Source organism: Pseudoflavitalea rhizosphaerae, from assembly GCF_003991355.1.
GTDB lineage: Bacteria > Bacteroidota > Bacteroidia > Chitinophagales > Chitinophagaceae > Pseudobacter > Pseudobacter rhizosphaerae.
Genome location: NZ_RCSU01000002.1, coordinates 293,827 through 312,031, shown reverse-complemented (window position 1 = coordinate 312,031; position 18,205 = coordinate 293,827). Strand labels below are relative to the sequence as shown.

The window sequence follows — 18,205 nt, the reverse complement described above, 5'->3', positions numbered from 1 at the left end:
AATTTGAATGAAAATAAAGCTTATTTCCTTTTGTATGATGTTCTCCCTGCTGCTGGGCGCATGTAACAAATGGATCGATGTAAAGCCTTCTGACAGGTTGAATGAAGACCAGCTCTTCTCTACCAGGGAAGGCTACCTGAATGCGTTGAACGGAGTGTATGTGGAGCTTACCAATTCCGCACTGTACGGAGAGAACATGAGTTTCTCCACGCTGGATGTTCTGGCGAATTATTACTTCATGAACATCTCCACGCATCGTTATTACAATACCACCACTTTCGTATATACAGCCGAGAATACTAGAACGGCGATGGACAATATATGGAAGAAGGCATACGAGCTGATCGTCAACTGCAATGTGATCATCGATAAATGTGGGGAGAACAGCAACCCTCTGCTCCCTGCTCCCTACTTCGGTATCGTGAAAGGCGAGGCGCTCGCACTCCGTGCAATGCTGCATTTTGATATGCTGCGGCTGTTCGGCCCCATCTGGTCTGAAGCAGACAAAGGCCGCGCCTGCATCCCTTACAATACTGCCCCTCGGCCAACAGTAACCGATCTGCTGAGCTCAGAAAAGATCATGGAACAGGTATTCAATGATCTTAACGCTGCTGCAGCTTTGCTGAAAGAGAACGATCCGGTTATCACAGAAGGCATTCGCCACGGTGCAAACCCTGTAGGGTCCAACGATTTCTATTTCCGGCAATACCGGCTCAACTATTATGCAGTGAAAGCGCTGATGGCAAGGGCTTATCTCTGGAAGAACGATAAAGAGAATGCAATGAAGGAAGCGATGGAAGTGCTTACTGAAACCCTTACCGGGGATAATCCTGTATTCGGCCTCGGGCCATATGATCCGGCCGCCACGCCCGCAGACTTCGATCATATTTTCATCCCCGAAGTGATGTTCTCTTTGTACAAGATCAACCGTCAGAATATCTATACCAATTTCTTTGCCCCGGACCTTCAGAAAGAGCTGCGGCTCAGTTTCAACAATTATGATGATAACCAGGGCAGGAAAAATGCCTTATACGATGATCTGAATGATTTCCGTCTCAAATCATGGCTCACACTCAGCAATACCAATGGTAATTTCCTGACGCATGTGAAATACGCTGTTTCTACCAACAAGCCGGCTCCCAATGCCATTCCACTCATCAGGTTGAGTGAGTTGATCCTGCTTGCGGCAGAATGCAGTCCCACCCTGGAAGACGGAACGGCCTTTCTTAACATGCTGCGTACCGCCAGGAACTGTGTAAGCCTTGCGCCAACCACCACCACGCAGTTGAAAGATTTCATCACCCGCGAGTTCCGCAAGGAAATGATCGGAGAAGGACAGATGTTCTTTTATTATAAACGGAATGCCATGACCGCCATTCCCAACCATGCCCACCTCACCAATACCAAACAAATGCAGTTGGGCAATTATGTTGTTCCATTGCCTTTGAGTGAAATTTCCGTGAGGGGCAATTAATTACTCTACATTAAAAAACTGATACAATGAAAAAGATGATATTCTGGCCGGCGCTGCTGGCGATTGTATTGCCCTTCGTATCCTGTAAAAAGGAAATGATGGAATACGAGGGAATGGAGGGGATATACTTTGGCGTGAGAAGCGGTCCAACCTGGGCGGCGCCCGCATCCTGGCCTTTTCGTCCATATACCAATGTTGAATTTGTAAAACAACCGGAGGAAGTGCAGGAGATGGAGATCAGCATTGCGGTGAACATTACCGGTCCTGTGAAAGATTATGACCGTCCGTTCAAAGTGGTGGTGAACGCTGATTCCACTACGGCTGTGGCCGGTGTTCATTACCTGCCTTTCGGCGATACCTACAATATACCTGCCAATGCAATTACCGGTTATATCCCCATAACGGTGAAGCGTACCCCGGATATGCTGGATAAGAATATAAGACTTGGGCTTCGTCTTGTTGCCAATGAACATTTCGGGTTATCCTTTCCTGAATGGAAGGCGATTCCCGGCCTGGGTGAAACCACGCTCGGTAACGATACCGCCTTCGATGCATCGCTGCATATGATCAATATCAACGACCTGATGGTGCAACCCGCCGTATGGCGCGGTTCCATCCAGGACGGCAACCGCGAAGCAGGCGTATGGGGAGCGTTCACCAGGAAAAAACTGGAACTGATGTGCGAACTCTTCAATCTGAAATATGAAGACTTCGCTTCCGATGTAACTATGACGCCCGTACTGGTGATACTGATCTCAAATGAGCTTGGACGTTACCTCATCAACCAGTTCAATGCAGGTACGCCTGTGCTGGAAGATGACGGCAGGTTGATGTTTGCCGGATCAGTACCCTGGACTTCCTATATCGGCGTTCCCTACAATCCCTAACTGTTAACAACACAGAAATTGATCATGAAAAAGTTTATCATAATTGCGTTCACTGCTTTGGCAGGCTGCTTGTCGGCCTGTTACAAAGACACCGGCAACTACGATTATAAAGAGATCAACGAGATCACCATCACCGGCCTTGCCAATTCCTATTCAGCCGTCTATGGCATAGATGTGCTGCACATAGAGCCCACTATCAAAATGACACAGGAGATCTCCGATCCTTCAAGACTTTCCTACTATTGGATCCTCGCAAAAGGAACCACCCGGCTGGACACCCTGGGAACCGCACCCATACTCGACTACCCGGTAGATATCACACCCGATGCCTATGTGATCACACTAAGGATCGTAGACAATGAAACAGGCGTTGCCTGGAAAGCAGCGGCCAACCTGAGCATCGGCACACTTTACGGAACTGGTATCATGCTGATGGGAACGGGAGAGAACGGTTTCGCCGATGTTGACATGATCTCCATGGTAAGCGATACACAGGTGGTCCGCGGCATTCTCGCCAACAGCGGGTTGCCTGCATTGCAGGACCCTTTCACCATTGTACATAACGGTGATAAATCAACGAACAATAATTATGGAAGGATATGGGCCATGACCAAAAGCGGCTCTTATTTCCTTGACCGTAAGACCATGAAAGGCACCACGGAAAATAAGTTCGCAAGGATTGTGGCTACCAATGAAGCGCTGGACAAAGAAACATTGACCCCCATGCTTTATGCACCACAGATAAGAGACAGGGCAGGAAGTACCGGCAACGCTTATGCGCGGGCCGTTATGACCAGCGATGGAAATATTTTTACAGCACATACTTTCCTTACCGGTGGTGATTTTTATACCAATGCCATCAACAGGCTGGATGATAATTACGATCACCTGCTGCCTGCTGCCCCTTATTTATGGTACCCCATCGCTAATATGAACGCCGCAATGTGGTACGATACTGAAAATAACCGGTTCCTGAATTATGCAACATTCGGATTCGGCCTGGTGTCTACCATTCCTTCAGATGGAGCAGGAGACCCTTTCCCCTGGGACCAGGCTGCAGTTGGCCGTACGCTTGTATATGGAGAGAATACGCGCAATACCGACGGCGGCTCTACCAATGGTAATTCCTTTGCCATCATGAAAGACGGCTCCGGTAACCATTATATCTACAAATTCTATGCGAGCGGCGCAACGCCTTTTAAGCGGGATATGTATACCGTATTGCCCATCGCTACCAATTTTGCCAATGCGGATCACTATGCTTTCTCTTCAAAACGCACTGTTGTTTTCTATTCGGTGGGCAGTACACTCTATGCCTATGATTACAACACCGGACTTGAAAAATCATACAGTTTCCCTGAGCCCGGCGGTGATGAGATCACCATGCTCAAATTCGACACACAGATAGATCAGACCACCAATGCGCTCTATATCGCAACCTACAATCCTTCAACAAAAGGAAGGCTGCGCCGCTTTATGGTTGGCACCGATCCCAATACCGTTGCCATCACACCTGTTGAAGGGGCAGACTGGGATGGACTGATCAAAATCAAAGACATGAACTGGAGAGCTGTGAACTAACAGCCATCCGTAAAAAATGAAAACAATGATGAAGAAAGTATTGCTTCCAGGTATTATTTCAGTAATCGCTTTTTCCACTTCCGCACAAACACCATTCACTATTCGCGGAACAGTGAAAGATACTTCCCGGAACGGCGAGAAACTTACCATCTCTTATTTCAACGGAGATAAAAAAATATACACAGGTGCTTTGATCAAAAACGGGACATACCAATTTGAAGGAACAGTAAAAGAACCTTCAAAAGCATCACTGAGCATTGGAATACCTAAGGACCAGCGTGGAAAGAATCCCTGGGTGATGTCTGAACAACTGGAATTCTTTATTGAAGGTGGGCCCATCACCATTGATGGGTTGCCGCTGGCAAAAGCAAAATTGAAAGCGCCCGGTAAATCGCAGAAAGATTTCCAGCGCTTTCAGAAAATGCTGCGTCCTTACGAAGAAAAACAATTTGCTGCCTGGAATGATATGCTGCATGCAACGGCAAACCGTGATTCCGTCAACAGGAAAAAGTACAATGATATCAGTGAAAACCTGAAGAAGCAGATAGACAGCATGGAGTTCGTATTCCTGAAAAAATATCCTGCATCGCATGTATCGCTGGGTATCCTGAGGGAGAAGATGAATGCCAAATCACTGGCGGAAGAAAAAGAAAGGTATGCAGCTATGTTCAAAGTACTGGCGGATTCCCTCCAACAAACTATAGTTGGAAAAACGATGGCCAAACAGATCGATAATGCCTTCAAGCTTGGCGTTGGCAAAGACGCCGTGGATTTTGTATTGAAGGATACACTGGGTAATCCTGTCCATTTGTCTTCTTTCCGCGGGAAATATGTACTGCTGGATTTCTGGGCTTCCTGGTGTACGCCCTGCCGTTTCGAGAACCCTAATATTGTGAAAGCATATAATCGTTTCAAGGATAAGAATTTCACCGTGCTGGGCGTATCGCTGGAAAGGCCCGGAGACCGGAAGGCATGGGTGGATGCCATCAATAAAGACGGCCTGCCCTGGAACCATGTGGCAACGCTTACCAAAGAGGAAAGTGATCAGATCTGGAAATTGTATTCTTTGCAGACCATTCCGATGAATTACCTGATCGGCCCTGATGGGAAGATCCTGGCCCTGCACCTGAGAGGAGATGCGTTGGAGAAAAAGCTGGAAGAGATCTTATGAGTTATCGGAGAGCTGGCAGTCGCTCGCCTCCGGCGAGTGACTTATATTTGTTCGCCTCCGGCGAACACTGCGTCGCCGGAGGCGACTAAACAGAAGTCACTCGCCGGAGGCGAGCGACTGCCAGCTCTCCGACCTTTTTAGTCAGCCTCTACCTCTTCAGTTGGTACCTTATTTCGTTTGATTCATCATATCCTCTGTAACATTCAATGCTTCGGCCAGGTAAATATCTTTTTTGAGTTTGTTGAGCCAATGCTGGTACTGCAGATGCTCAAAGGGCAGGAGCGTGTCAGGGTTGATCCAGGGTGGCAGGCTGGATTCCACCTGCAACAAATGATTGGCATCGAGTTCCCTGGCTTTTTTGATGTTTGCTTCCAGTTGGGCAATGGCTTTTGTTTTGGCGGCAAAACCCTGAAGGCTGAGTTCCCAGGGTTCATTTTGCAGCTTTTCCAGTTGCTGCATTTGGGAGCCGATGGATTGCAGGGAAGGGTTGTTGCTGATCCTGTCTTTTGCCTGCTTCACCACCAGGTCATAATTGAAGTTCCATTTTCCCGGTGTATAGTTTTCCACTTTCAGTGTATCGGCAGGTAACGCTGTGGGGTAATCGATCTCACGGATACTGTTATTGCTCATCCTTTGCTGGATCACGATATCCGGCGTAACGCCTTTGAACTGGGTGGAAATACCGCTGATGCGATAGAATTTTTTTTCCGTCAGATGAAGCGATCCGTAATTGATGACCTGTTTATTGTTTTCGTATTTCCCGATCCCGATCGTGGTCTGCGCTGTGCCTTTTCCAAAACTGCTTTCTGTACCGATGAGGATTCCCCTGCGATGGTCCTGAACAGCGGCTGAAAGAATTTCAGAAGCGGAAGCGCTGGACTCGTCCAGCATGATGGTAAGCGGGCCTTTGAAGCGGGGTACGGTATTGGCAGGATTCGACAATCTCTGTTCAGAATATTTCCCTTTCAGGATAGATACATCGCCTCCTCCCATGAGATCGCCCAGCATCCGCTCTGCTTCGCCGGTTGAGCCGCCGGGATTGCCGCGCAGGTCTATGATCAGGGCTTCCGCTTCCTGTCCGTTCAGTTTGTCAAGTTCCCTGAGCAGGTCTGCTTCCACTCCAAAATCGTTCTTGAAAGCAAAGTTGCCGTAGAAAAAGGAAAAATGTACATAGCCTGTCTTTTTACCGTTCCGTTCAAGGATCGCGGATCTCATCTTGTAAGAATTGTATCTCATTTCTTCCCGCGGAATGTTCATTTCTTTTTCTTCCATCGCATCATTGGAGATGATCATGTTCAGGGTTGAGCCTTTCTTACCACTGAGCAGGAATGCAAGTTCCAGCGAACTTTTGCCTGAAACAGGGACCATATTACCCAATGAGTCGCGTATGGCGATGATCCTTTGGTTCACCAGTTCCTGTCCACTTTTTTCTGCTAAACTGCCGGGGATCAATTCACGGATATAATGTTCTGCGTTTTCCTCAGAAGCCGTGAAACCTACGCTGTAATAGGGTTTACCATCGATACCCGGCGGAGCCCGGTTGATATCCGGCATTATGAAGGTGGAGTGCGGGTCCATTTCCATTGTAACGATATTCAGGTACTGGTAGAATTTTTCCGTTATGGACTTTCCAGTGAGCTGCTGACTGAAGCTGCCATCATACTGTTGCCGGATACTGGCCTTGATGCTTGCTTCCAGTGAAGCGGGCAAAGTTTGGTTAATGACTGTGCCCTTTTTTTCTATTGCCTGCTTAGCGGCAAAATATTTTTTCAGGAAATCATATTTCAGCATCTTTCTCCAGCTTTCTTTTCTTTCCTCCGGCCCGGAAGGGAAAGCTTTATGCTTCCTGTTGGGATCGAACATTTCTTTTTTATCGCGTTGCAGGTTGGCTGACAGGATTTTGGGGTACAATAACTGCACTTCGGTTATACGCTTGCGGTAGATATCCATCACAGCATCGAAGAAAGCGGTGGAACCGGTTTTCAATTGTTCATCGATACTTTGTTGATGAGCTGCAAGCTTGTTGAGGTCCGCTTGCAGAAAGAGGATATGATTGGGATCCAGGTAATGGATAAAATTCTTCCAGACAGAGAGGGAATACTGGTTGTTGAGTGGTTTGGGTGCATAATGTTTTGAGATAAGATTAGATACTACAGCATCCTGTATGATCCTTTTATGCTCCGGTTCTTTGGTGATATCAACGGGCTGACAGATGGCCACAGCCGCCGTAAGTAAAAAACCGCACAAGAACAGCGACGGTTTATTGATTCCCCTCATTTTTTCTGTTTATGGTTTAGAAATCTTGCTTTCCGGAAGGAAAGCACATGAAGAAGGGAATAGGGTGAAGGGAAAGTCGAAAAATATTTATAGATTCTGAACGTAAAGGCGTATCCTTTGATCCGGTAGTACCCTGATGAATAGTTTCAGGTAGGCTTTCACAGGCCGGCCTCCCTGCATGGCCGGGCGCCAGGGACCTGTTTTCTCCAGTACTGCAATGATACTGTCGGTAACCATCTTATCGCTTCCTTCCAGTACTTCGAAATGGTTTATCGTTTTGTCGGGACTTACAATTGCACGCAACAAATAAATGGAATCATGGAATACTGCATTCCTGAGCGCTTCCTGCACAAGCGGTTCCAGTTCTTTTATCCCACCCGGGTAACTGATCCGGTTTCTCACTGGCTCAAAATGCCAATCCCAGTCCTGCGAGTCACCCGGGCAATAATAGCGCAGATGGCCAAAAATTGTATCTGTCACCACGCGGAATGATACATACCAGTTTTGCTTGCAAACCCTGGACGATAGTTGTTCCAGGAGTGCTGTTGGAAGCGGGATTTCTCCATATTCTTTTCTGAGGAGGTATTTGTCGCCTTCAAAGCCGATATCGAAATAATGCGATGCGGCCTTTCCTTGCTTGTCTAACGTGAGGGATATGAATTCCTTTCTTTCTGCATCGATATTGATTGCCCTGATGGCAGGATATTGTTGAAAGAAATCATTGTATTCACCGGAGAGAAAAACCGTATCGAACTTTTTGAAGGTTTGAGCCTGAATGCAATTGATCAGAACTCCCATGATTGTTGTGATTAATATAGACCTGATCTTCATGGACAGTAAGATACGTCATCCATTCAAAAAAGAGAAAGTTACTCCTGTGGCTGATTCCTGAGCTTGATGATCCTGCACCAGGCCAGGAATCTAATTAAAGGATAAACCGGATCCAGTTCATGCCAGCGTTTTCCGAAATTGATGGAATTGGGATTCTTGTGGTGATTGTTGTGATAAGATTCTCCCAGCATCAATACATCTACTAAGAGAAGGTTCTGAGAGGTATTCTTCAATCTGAAATTCGTATAACCATATTTGTGGGCATACCAGTTGATGATGGCTCCGTGAAAAGCACCCATGGTGATCACAACTGGCAATAGCAATAACCACCATAAAGTAGGCGATAATAATAGGAATAATATCAGGTAGGCCATGGACCACAAAATGCGCGACAATGGAGAACTGGCAATCTTGTCGAAAGCCAGCCACTCCGGCAGATTATGGGTAAATCTTTCTTCCACCTGCACTTTTCCCTTATGTATCTTATTGTAGATATTACGTGTGCGCAACATCATTTGAAATACATTCTTTGAGAATTCCGGAGAATGCGGGTCCTTTTCTGTGTCTGTATACGCATGGTGCATGCGATGCAGAATGCCATACGTTCTTGGGCTCATATAAGAAGAACCTTGCGTGAGATATGTAAAAATGAAAAACACGCGCTCCCAGAATTTGTTCATCCTGAATGCTCTGTGAGCGGCGTACCTGTGTTGAAAGAATGTCTGGCAGAAAAGTGAAGAGTACCAAATAACGATAAAAAAGATCAGTATCCACATAAAATAGAATTTAAAGATAGATTGCGGATAACTGATAGTGGAGAAGCGGGAACTACAGCACGAGTGATTCGCTGGTCTATTACCTGTAAGGTACGCTAAGTATTGTTAATAAATACCCAACAAGATGAATCCAGGGATTATTAATGCTATCTTCACCGATGCACCTTCTCTTATCAACGATTTCATTTCTTTTTATTGTATAAATGCCTGTTGCAACAGGCTGTTGACTAAATCTATTTTAAATGACAAATACACAGATCGATTCCTTTATCCAAAAAATTGAATTCGACCGTCAGGCGGTTAAGGTAAGTTTTAAGTCGAGGGATCCATTCATTGGCTTCTTTGTGAACACAAGGGATTATGAAGATCTGAAGGGAAAGAATTTCTGGCGTATAATCAGTCAGAGTAATATCAAGAACTATTTGTCTTCCGGCGATGCCAATCTATCCCGCATATTCAGCGGTTTCGAGATCACCAAACTCAAGGTGGTTGAATCGATAGGATAAGCAGGCTCATCTGCATTGCCCAAATAAGTCAATACAATGCGGTTTTAGTTTAGTTGCAATAGCATATTCGATCGTAGTTTGAATCCGCTAACTAAACTTGCCGATATGAAGAAAACTTCTACATTTTTCAGCGGGATTTTGCTCGCTATCTTCCCATTAATTTATACAGTTAACGTTACCGCGCAAACGCCGCTGATCTATCTTGAAAATGGAAAACTGGTCTATACCCCATATGCCAACCAGGGGCAAACAGAAGCTATTAACCGCGTGCCTGATTTCTCCCATTCAGGGTACATGGGCGGTGGTGTAACACTTCCTGCATTGCCGGTTGTTGAATCGGTGGACCCTGCAGAAGGCGATTGCCGTGCATTGATCCAGGCCGCCATCGACCGCGTATCGGCGCTGACGCCCGATGCCAGTGGTTTTCGTGGGGCCATACTGCTGAAGAAAGGGCTTTACCTGGTGGGAGGGTCATTGTATATCCGAAGTTCCGGTGTGGTGCTGCGCGGTGAAGGGAATGGTGTGGATGGAACAGTGCTGAATGCCACCCAAAAATCGCAACACACGCTGATCATCTTGCAGGGAAGCGGCAGCGGTTACGGAGAAGTGGCTGGTACAAAATCGCGTATCACTACCAGTTATGTTCCTGCCGGAGCCAACAGTTTTGATGTAACGGCCGGGCACACATTTGCTGCAGGCGACAAAGTGGTGGTCCAGCGTACACCTAATGAGGCCTGGATCACCTTACTGGATATGGCCCAGTACGGTTGGACGGCTTCGGGATACAAGACTACTTTTGAACGCACCATCACTGCCGTGAATGGCAATACTATTACTGTGGACATCCCCGTGATGGATCCTATGGAGGTCCAATATGGCGGCGGCGAAGTATACAAATCGAATATTGTTGGGCGGATCTCCAACAGCGGCATTGAAAACATGCGACTTGAATCAGATTTCGAAGGCGATAGCGATGAAAACCATGGCTGGAACGGTATCCAGTTGAACAGGGCAGAAAACTGCTGGGTGCGTGATGTGGTAGTGAAATATTTCGGTTATGCTGCCGTCAACCTGTCCAATATGAGCCGCTTCAACACGGTGCAGGATTGCGCTATGATTGATCCGAAATCCGTAACCACGGGAAGCAGGAAATACTCCTTCAATCTTGAAGGCAATGCCACGTCCAATTTTTTCCAGCGTTGCATCACCTGGGGTGGCCGTCACGATTATGTAAGCGGCTCGAAGGTACCCGGGCCGAATGTGTTCCTCGATTGCGTGTCGGAGAATACAAAGGCTGATATCGGCCCACACCATCGCTGGGCAACCGGGCAATTGTACGATAATGTTTATGGTGGACAGATACGCGTGCAGAACCGGAAAGACATGGGCAGCGGCCATGGCTGGGCAGGCGCACAGATCATGTTCTGGAACTGTTTCTCCACGAAGAGCGATATAAAAGTGGAAAGTCCTGCTGGTGCGCGCAACTGGGGCGTGGGCTGTATCGGCAATACGAAATATGGAAATGGATACTGGGAAAGCTGGGGTACGCATGTACAGCCCAGGAGCCTTTATTTGCAGCAACTGGAAGACCGCCTGGGCGCTGCCGCCGTTCAGAACATCGCTACAACCGAACAACTGAACAATACATTGCGCACTGCTTTGATAGCGCGTATCACACAGATATTGAACGAGCCGAAAGTATACATTCCCGAAACGCCCGGAGGCGATCCCACTGCTTTTGATATAACAGATAATGGCGGCGTACTCACCGCGCAGTACGTGAGTAACCGTCCGCTCGAAAATTTCCCCAATATCATAGACAACGATATCAATACCAAGTACTACCAGAACGGAAAGAAAACATTGTGGGTGCAGTACCGTTCCTCTGTACCGGCCATCGTTACCCGCTATACCATCACTTCCGCAAATGATGTTGAGGAGCGGGATCCGAAAGACTGGACGCTGCTGGGCTCCAACAACGGAAGTACCTGGACCACCCTCGATTCCCGCGCCGATGAGGACTTCCCAACGCGCTTGCTTACCCGAAGTTTCGAGATCAGCAATACCCAGGCCTTCACTTATTACAGGCTCCATATCCTCATCAACGGGAACAACAACAATACCCAGTTTGCGGAGTGGGAGCTATGGCAAAGGAAAACACAAACCATTGCATTTGGAGAATTACCGGAACTCACTTACGGCGATGATCCTGCAGAGCTTACCGTGAGTGCAAATTCCGGCCTACCCGTAACGCTGGAAGTAGTTTCCGGCAATGCCACGGTTAATGAAGAAGGTGTACTCACCATATTGGGAGCAGGCAATATCACTATCCGCGCAACACAGGCCGGCGACACTAATTATTTTCCTGCACCGGCAGTTGAGAAAACCATCATGGTGGCAAAGGCTGCGCAGCAGATCAGCTTCCCTGCCATTAGCAGCCAGTTGAGGACAACTGTGTTGCAACCCGCTGCCAGCGCCAGTTCCGACCTGCCGGTTGGTTTTCATGTAGCTTCCGGTCCGGCAACAGTGAATGGCAATAGCATCAGCTTTAATGGTGAAGGTGAAGTGGTGTTGAAAGCTTATCAGCAGGGGAATGAGAACTATCTCGCTGCTGATACAGCGGAGCAACGGTTCATCGTGTATGGCACCGAAACCAAAACGGAGAATTTCCGTTTGGTGATTGCTCCCAATCCAACACGGGGTCCGCTGAACGTTCTGATCCTTAACAGGAAATGGGATGCGCGCTATACTTTCCGGCTCTGTGATCATACAGGCAGGGTGATCAGTTCCTGTATCATTGCCGGTAACAATGTAGCCAGCGTGGCACATTTCAACCTGTTCAATCAACCCAATGGCATGTATTATTTATATGCAACAAATGGACAGGAACAGATCGTGAGGATCATCATTAAGCAATAGAAAAATAGAATAATAGAAACAGGGCCGACCATCACAGGTTGGCCCTTTTACTTTGAGTGTGCCCAGTCGCTCGCCTCCGGCGAGTGACTTCTATTTGTTCGCCTCCGGCGAACACCGCGTCGCCGGAGGCGACTAAACAAAAGTCACTCGCCAGAGGCGAGCGACTGCCAGCTCTCCGCACTTTTTAGTCAGCCGCGTACTGGCCGCACTCTGTATTTTTTTGAATTGCATAATTATTCTACTATTGCAATACCAATCCCCTGCAAACCCTTGTTAACCGCCGGACCATACAACCAAAAGTATCTGCTGGATCTGATAGCCCGTTCAGACCAGCAAGCCTTCACGGAGTTATTCCATTTTTATCGCAACCGCACTTATACTCATGCTCTGGCGCTTGTTCAGTCTTCCGAGCTGGCCGAGGAGATTGTACAGGAAGTGTTCCTGCAACTCTGGATCAAAAGGGAACAAATGCCCTCCATCGATAATATCGAAGCCTACCTGAACACGATGGTTAAACACAGGGCTTTCAGGGCCCTGAAAAATATTGCACGTTACAACAATATCCTCCAGGGATCCGATCAGTCCGAATGGCATTTCAGTCAGCAGTTGCAGGAACTGGTTCAGCAGAAGGAGTTTGCCGCCATTATCAGGGAGGCGGTCGCCGTCTTACCTCCCCGGCAAAAGCTGGCCTGGCAGCTGAACCGGGAGCAACAACTTCCACGGGTAAAGGTGGCTGAGATCATGGGGCTTTCGCCAGAGACGGTGAAAGTGCATCTTGCCCACGCGATGCGGTCTGTGAAAGCCTATTGCCAGGCGCGGATCGAGTTTGCCATCATCTTTCTTCTCCTCCTCGAAAAATAATTTTCGAGAGTACTAACCCTACCTGTTCAGTTCAGGTCTCTTTATTGTATACTCATCTTGCCTTATGGATCAACAAACACCATCGATAGAGTGGTTACTGGGCAGGTTTTTCAGCGGGGCTGCCACTGAAGCTGAGCGCGCGGCGCTTTTTGAACTGTTGCAGCGTCCGGAGAACGACGCCATCCTGAAACAATGGATCAACAAAGTGGAGCCTGCAATGCTGGAGGAACAGTTGTTCCCCGAAGGGTCCGCCGATGCTATGTTGCAGGCCATCTTTCGTGCCGGCGCGGGGTCTGCCTTATTACAGGAAGAAGTACCTGTAGTAAAGAGGATCAGGCCGCTATGGCGCTGGTATGCCGCGGCAATGCTCCTGGTATTAGTGGGAGCAGGATTATGGTTTTTCTGGATTCCCGAACAGGAAAAGAAAAAAAACAAAACTGCTTCTGCAGAAAAAAGCAATCGTTCATCGCAACCAATTCAACCCGGTACTGATAAAGCTGTTTTGATCCTGGATGATGGAAGGGAGGTGCAACTGGACAATAAGGGGAATCAACTGGTGGATGCAGGTTCCGGCACCAGTGTAACGCGCAGCAACGCGATGTTGGATTATACTGAACTGTACAGAAAACAAAAGGCGGCTGGAGTGAGCGCGGCTACATTCCACACCCTGTCAACTCCACGGGGTGGACAATACCAGTTGACCCTGTCCGATGGTTCGTTGGTTTGGTTGAATGCAGCAAGTTCGGTTCGTTTCCCCGTCCGTTTTGGAGATGCAAGGGAGATTGAAGTGTGGGGTGAAGTGTATATCCAAGTAAAGCCAAACAAGAACAAACCTTTTTTCATCCGTACCACAAGCGCAGTAGTGGAGGTGTTGGGCACCAGCATCAACATCAACGCCTATACGAACGAAGAAGCGTCGAAAGTAACACTGGTGAACGGATCGGTAAAGGTTAGCCAGGAAGGTATAAAAGCCGGACCCGGGGTTGTATTGAAGCCTGGCCGGCAGGCGCTGCTCTATCCTGATCAAAAGAACAATATGCAGGTGAAGACAGTGGACGTACAACAACAGATTGCATGGAAAAATGGACAATTCAGTTTCAAGAGCACAGATATAGCTGCCCTGATGAGGCAGATGGAGCGCTGGTACAATGTAGACGTGGTGTATCCTAAAGGCATACCCGCCGACAGGTTCACCGGTAACATTCCCCGCTCCGTAAACCTTAACCAGTTCCTCGAGATTCTCCGGTATAGCGATATAAAAGCTACAGTGGAAGGCAATTCAGTTATCATTAAACCTTAACAGGCATCTGCATAAAAAGAAAGCCGGAAGTGAGGAAGCACTGCCGGCGGGCTTTGGCGGAACCTGCTATTTGCAAATGTGGACACAACTGCTCCGCCAGTAATGGCGGATAGCGATTCTTTAACCAAAACTGAAGCAAAGGTATGCTTTTAAAAATTCCTGTTTTCCATTATTCCGCCAGGGATAACGGAATCACCAAAATGCTGCGGATCATGAAGCTGACTGCTTTTCTCATCCTCTTCTTTTGCATCCATAGCTATGCCGAAAGCTATGGGCAGAAGGTTACGCTCGATGCCAGGAACGATGCGCTGGAAAAAGTGCTTTCCACCATCCGGCAGCAAACGGGCACTCAATTCTTTTTCAATGAAAGATTATTGAAGAAGGCAAGGCCTGTAACGGTCTCGCTGAAAGACGCCAGCCTGATCGAAAGCCTGAACAAGTGTTTCGAAGGACAGCCTTTCAGTTACACCATCGTGCAGAACACCGTGATCATTACGCATAAGCCGGAAGCTCCTGCGAGATTGATCATTATGCCGGAAGAACCAGCGCCCGAGCCCATCACAGGCATCGTTACCGGTCCGAACGGTAAACCTATGCCCGGTGTGTCCGTAATGGTGAAAGGCGAAAAAAACGGAACACTTACAAACCAGGAGGGCAGGTATTCATTGCAGGCAGGCGATCATGCAAAAGTGCTGGTGTTCTCGCATGTGGGAATGATCACCAAAGAAGTGCTCATTGGCAGCAGGAAAGTGATCAGCATTGCACTGGAAGAAGGAAATACCTCCGAAAATGAAATTGTAGTGATCGGGTATGGGACCAGTAAGGCAAAAGATCTTACCGGCTCCGTTGCCCGTGTTACAGATAAAGACCTCGAAGGCGCTCCTCCACATGCCGATATGGCCGCCATGCTGCAGGGCAAGGCCGCCGGTGTGAACGTGATGGTAGCCAATGGCGCGCCAGGCGCACCGGTTGCCATCCAGATCAGGGGCACATCTTCACTTAACGGCAATAACCAACCGCTTTGGGTGATCGATGGCATCCCGCAATACAATGTGAATGGCTCGGACATTGCCACCATCCTCTATGATTTCAATATTCGCGATGTAGAGTCTATCGATATCCTCAAAGATGCATCCGCCACCGCCATCTACGGTTCACGTGCCGCCAGCGGCGTGGTGCTGGTTACTACAAAGAAGGGCTCCAAAACAAAAAGACCGGTGATCGAGTTCTCCACCGATATCGGCATCCAGAAACAAAGCGACCAGTTCCGCATGCTCAATACTGATGAATTCAAGAGCGTGATCAAAAATGCCACCAGCAATTATTTCAGCACACTCGGAACAGGTGTTACCACCGGCGGGATCTCGCTGGTGCTGGATTACGGCCAGATCGTGCCAGGCGCCGAAGTGGATTATGCCTCAACGCCTTTCAAGTCCAACGCCTTCTTCGATGGGAATACAAACTGGTGGAACGAATTATCGCAGGATGCCATCGAATCCAAATATGATGTGTCCATTCGCGGAGGTAACCAGGCATCCAATTATTATATCGCCATTGGGGTAGTGGACCAGCAGGGTATCATCAAAGGAAGTAACAGGAAGGGCTTCACCGGACGTTTCAATTTCGATACACAGATAGGTGAGAAGATCAATACAGGCATCCGAGTCAGTGGCGCCTACTCGAAGCTGAACAATAAAGATGATATGATAGACAAGATCTGGAATTTCCGTCCGGATTTCCCGATGTACGATGAATCCGGAAAGATCTTCGATCCGGGTTACAATGAAGAGAACCCGCTCACCTCTTTGAAGAACAAAAACCTTACCGACAGAAAAAGCGTCAACGCCATGGGCTATGTTGAATTCAAGCCCATCAGGTCATTGACGCTGCGCAGCAGCTATTCTGTGAATTACAATAACAGTATCGCAGATCGTTTCAGTCGTGAAGGCACTGTATACTCCAGTCACAAAGGCCAGGCTACCATTCGCAACAGCGAAACCTCCACTACTGTTTTCGAAAATACGGCAACGTATAGCGGGGTGCTCAATAAGATACATTCACTTTCTGCAGTTGGTGGCTTCATCCTGGAAAATGCGATGTACAAAGACTTCTATGCTGGTGTTCAGAATTTTCCCGATCAGGATATCATGATCAACCTCACCAGCGGCACTACGCCAATGAAACCAACATCCACCTATACTTCCAGTGCACTGGCTTCTGCTATTGCAAGACTGAACTATAAATTCGATAATAAATACCTCGCCACATTCACGTTCAGGAGCGATGGTTCTTCCAGGTTCGGTCCTGATAAGAGATGGGGTTTCTTCCCTTCCGGCGCACTGGCATGGGTGGCTTCCGAAGAGCCTTTCGTTAAGCAGCTCCTGCCGGCATTCTCCTATCTCAAACTGCGATCTTCCTTCGGTAAATCCGGTTCGCAGGTACTCGGCAATAATGATTGGAGAACGCTCTATTCAGCCGCGCAATATAATGAGCAACCCGGAATGACGCCATCGCAGCTCGGCAACAATGATCTGCAATGGGAGACTACCATTTCACTGGATGGCGGTATCGATTTTGCGCTGAACAACGATCGGGTCCGCGGTACGCTTGGCGCTTATGTGAAGGAAACGAAAGACATCATCTATACGCGCAATATTCCATCCAGCAGTGCCTTCACAAGTGTAAAACAGAACGTGGCCAGTATCAGGAACAGGGGTGTGGAATTCGATATCGCTTATGACCTTGTGAAAACGAAGAACACCACATTCACTGTTGGGTTCAATGTTGCACATAACCTGGCAAAGGCATTGAAGATAAACGGCGTGGATTCCGTGATCGAGATTTACTCAGGCAGTGCGCTGGCCATGCGGATCAAGGAAGGAGAACCCATCTCCCAATGGATCGGTTACCAGTGGAGTGGAAGGTACTACCAGTCGATGGAAGAATATAACCTGCTTTCAGGCATCAATCCAAAAACAGGTGCCAAGGTCTGGTACCAGAATGGCTTGAATAGTATCCGTCCGGGCGATCTTCGTTTCGATGATGTCAATGGAGATGGAATTGTGGACTCGAAGGACCGTGTTCCACTCGGCAGCGCACAACCGAAATTCTTCGGTGGCTTCAATACCAATCTCCGTTATAAGAATTTCTCTTTCACCACACAGTTCTCTTTTGCGTATGGGGCTAAACGTTACTGGTATACCAATGCCGCCAACTGGTATGGTGTGGGCCTCTTCCTGAAGAACTATCCTGCATATGTACTGGATTCCTGGACGCCGGAAAACCGTGATGCGGCCTGGCCGCGTATGGCATATGGACAAGGCTCTTCCAATACTTTCAATGATTTCTGGCTGAGCCGTGCAGATTATTTGCGGCTGAACCTGGTGAGAGTGAATTACCGGATCCCGCAACGCGTGTTGAAACTAAAGGTTATCAGCGCCATCGATCTGTCTGTTGCTGCTTCCAATCTCTTCACGCTCACAAACTATAACGGAATCGATCCGCAGGGTAATTTCAGGCTCACCAATGGTGGAGGCGGTATATCAGGTATTGGAAGCGATTATGGGATCTATCCCTCAGTGAAGACTTTCAATTTCGCGGCCAGAATTTCCTTCAACTAAAC

Annotated in this window: 12 protein-coding genes; 9 read left to right on the top strand and 3 right to left on the bottom strand. The window is 48.0% G+C overall.

Translation table 11 applies throughout. The features are described 5' to 3' along the window. The first annotated feature begins 7 nt into the window (after positions 1–7). Genes D9Y29_RS04050 through D9Y29_RS04035 form a run of 4 tightly spaced genes read left to right on the top strand, consistent with a single transcriptional unit; the run spans position 8 to position 5,113 of the window. Positions 8–1,474: a RagB/SusD family nutrient uptake outer membrane protein gene (locus D9Y29_RS04050; protein ID WP_127125268.1), complete on the top strand. Its 1,467-nt coding sequence runs from the start codon at positions 8–10 to the stop codon at positions 1,472–1,474. Positions 1,475–1,500: 26 nt separating this feature from the next. Next, positions 1,501–2,361 (top strand): DUF4843 domain-containing protein, encoded by an 861-nt coding sequence (locus tag D9Y29_RS04045; RefSeq protein WP_127125266.1) that lies wholly within the window; start codon positions 1,501–1,503, stop codon positions 2,359–2,361. A 24-nt stretch (positions 2,362–2,385) separates the two neighbouring features. Further along, positions 2,386–3,942 carry a PKD-like family lipoprotein gene (locus D9Y29_RS04040; RefSeq protein WP_127125264.1) on the top strand — a complete coding sequence of 519 codons (1,557 nt, stop codon included), beginning with the start codon at positions 2,386–2,388 and terminating at the stop codon, positions 3,940–3,942. Positions 3,943–3,967: 25 nt separating this feature from the next. Next, complete coding sequence (locus D9Y29_RS04035) at positions 3,968–5,113, top strand: TlpA disulfide reductase family protein (RefSeq protein WP_164735251.1); 1,146 nt, start codon at positions 3,968–3,970, stop codon at positions 5,111–5,113. 168 nt (positions 5,114–5,281) lie between these two features. Here D9Y29_RS04035 and D9Y29_RS04030 read toward each other — a convergent pair whose 3' ends face one another. The 3 genes from D9Y29_RS04030 to D9Y29_RS04020 all read right to left on the bottom strand — a co-directional run bounded on the left by D9Y29_RS04030 (position 5,282) and on the right by D9Y29_RS04020 (position 8,997). Further along, the gene (locus D9Y29_RS04030; RefSeq protein ID WP_127125260.1) at positions 5,282–7,390 is read right to left on the bottom strand and encodes a carboxy terminal-processing peptidase; all 2,109 of its coding nucleotides are present in this window, start codon (positions 7,388–7,390) and stop codon (positions 5,282–5,284) included. Between the two features lie 87 nt (positions 7,391–7,477). Further along, positions 7,478–8,188, bottom strand: coding sequence for a hypothetical protein (locus D9Y29_RS04025; protein ID WP_127125257.1), 711 nt, complete (start codon positions 8,186–8,188; stop codon positions 7,478–7,480). Positions 8,189–8,259: 71 nt separating this feature from the next. Next, a complete protein-coding gene (locus D9Y29_RS04020; RefSeq protein ID WP_127125255.1) occupies positions 8,260–8,997 on the bottom strand; it encodes an acyl-CoA desaturase in 738 nt (245 codons plus the stop codon). Positions 8,998–9,239: 242 nt separating this feature from the next. Here D9Y29_RS04020 and D9Y29_RS04015 point away from each other — a divergent pair, with 242 nt between their 5' ends. The 5 genes from D9Y29_RS04015 to D9Y29_RS03995 all read left to right on the top strand — a co-directional run bounded on the left by D9Y29_RS04015 (position 9,240) and on the right by D9Y29_RS03995 (position 18,203). After that, positions 9,240–9,503, top strand: coding sequence for a short-chain dehydrogenase (locus D9Y29_RS04015; protein WP_127125253.1), 264 nt, complete (start codon positions 9,240–9,242; stop codon positions 9,501–9,503). Positions 9,504–9,608: 105 nt separating this feature from the next. Next, entirely contained in the window at positions 9,609–12,422 is a 2,814-nt protein-coding gene (locus D9Y29_RS04010) for a discoidin domain-containing protein (RefSeq protein ID WP_127125251.1), read from the top strand. 270 nt (positions 12,423–12,692) lie between these two features. Continuing rightward, positions 12,693–13,283, top strand: coding sequence for an RNA polymerase sigma factor (locus D9Y29_RS04005; protein ID WP_164735250.1), 591 nt, complete (start codon positions 12,693–12,695; stop codon positions 13,281–13,283). A gap of 64 nt (positions 13,284–13,347) precedes the next feature. Next, positions 13,348–14,583 carry a FecR family protein gene (locus D9Y29_RS04000; protein ID WP_127125247.1) on the top strand — a complete coding sequence of 412 codons (1,236 nt, stop codon included), beginning with the start codon at positions 13,348–13,350 and terminating at the stop codon, positions 14,581–14,583. A 143-nt stretch (positions 14,584–14,726) separates the two neighbouring features. Beyond that, complete coding sequence (locus tag D9Y29_RS03995) at positions 14,727–18,203, top strand: TonB-dependent receptor (protein ID WP_127125245.1); 3,477 nt, start codon at positions 14,727–14,729, stop codon at positions 18,201–18,203. Positions 18,204–18,205: the final 2 nt, after the last annotated feature.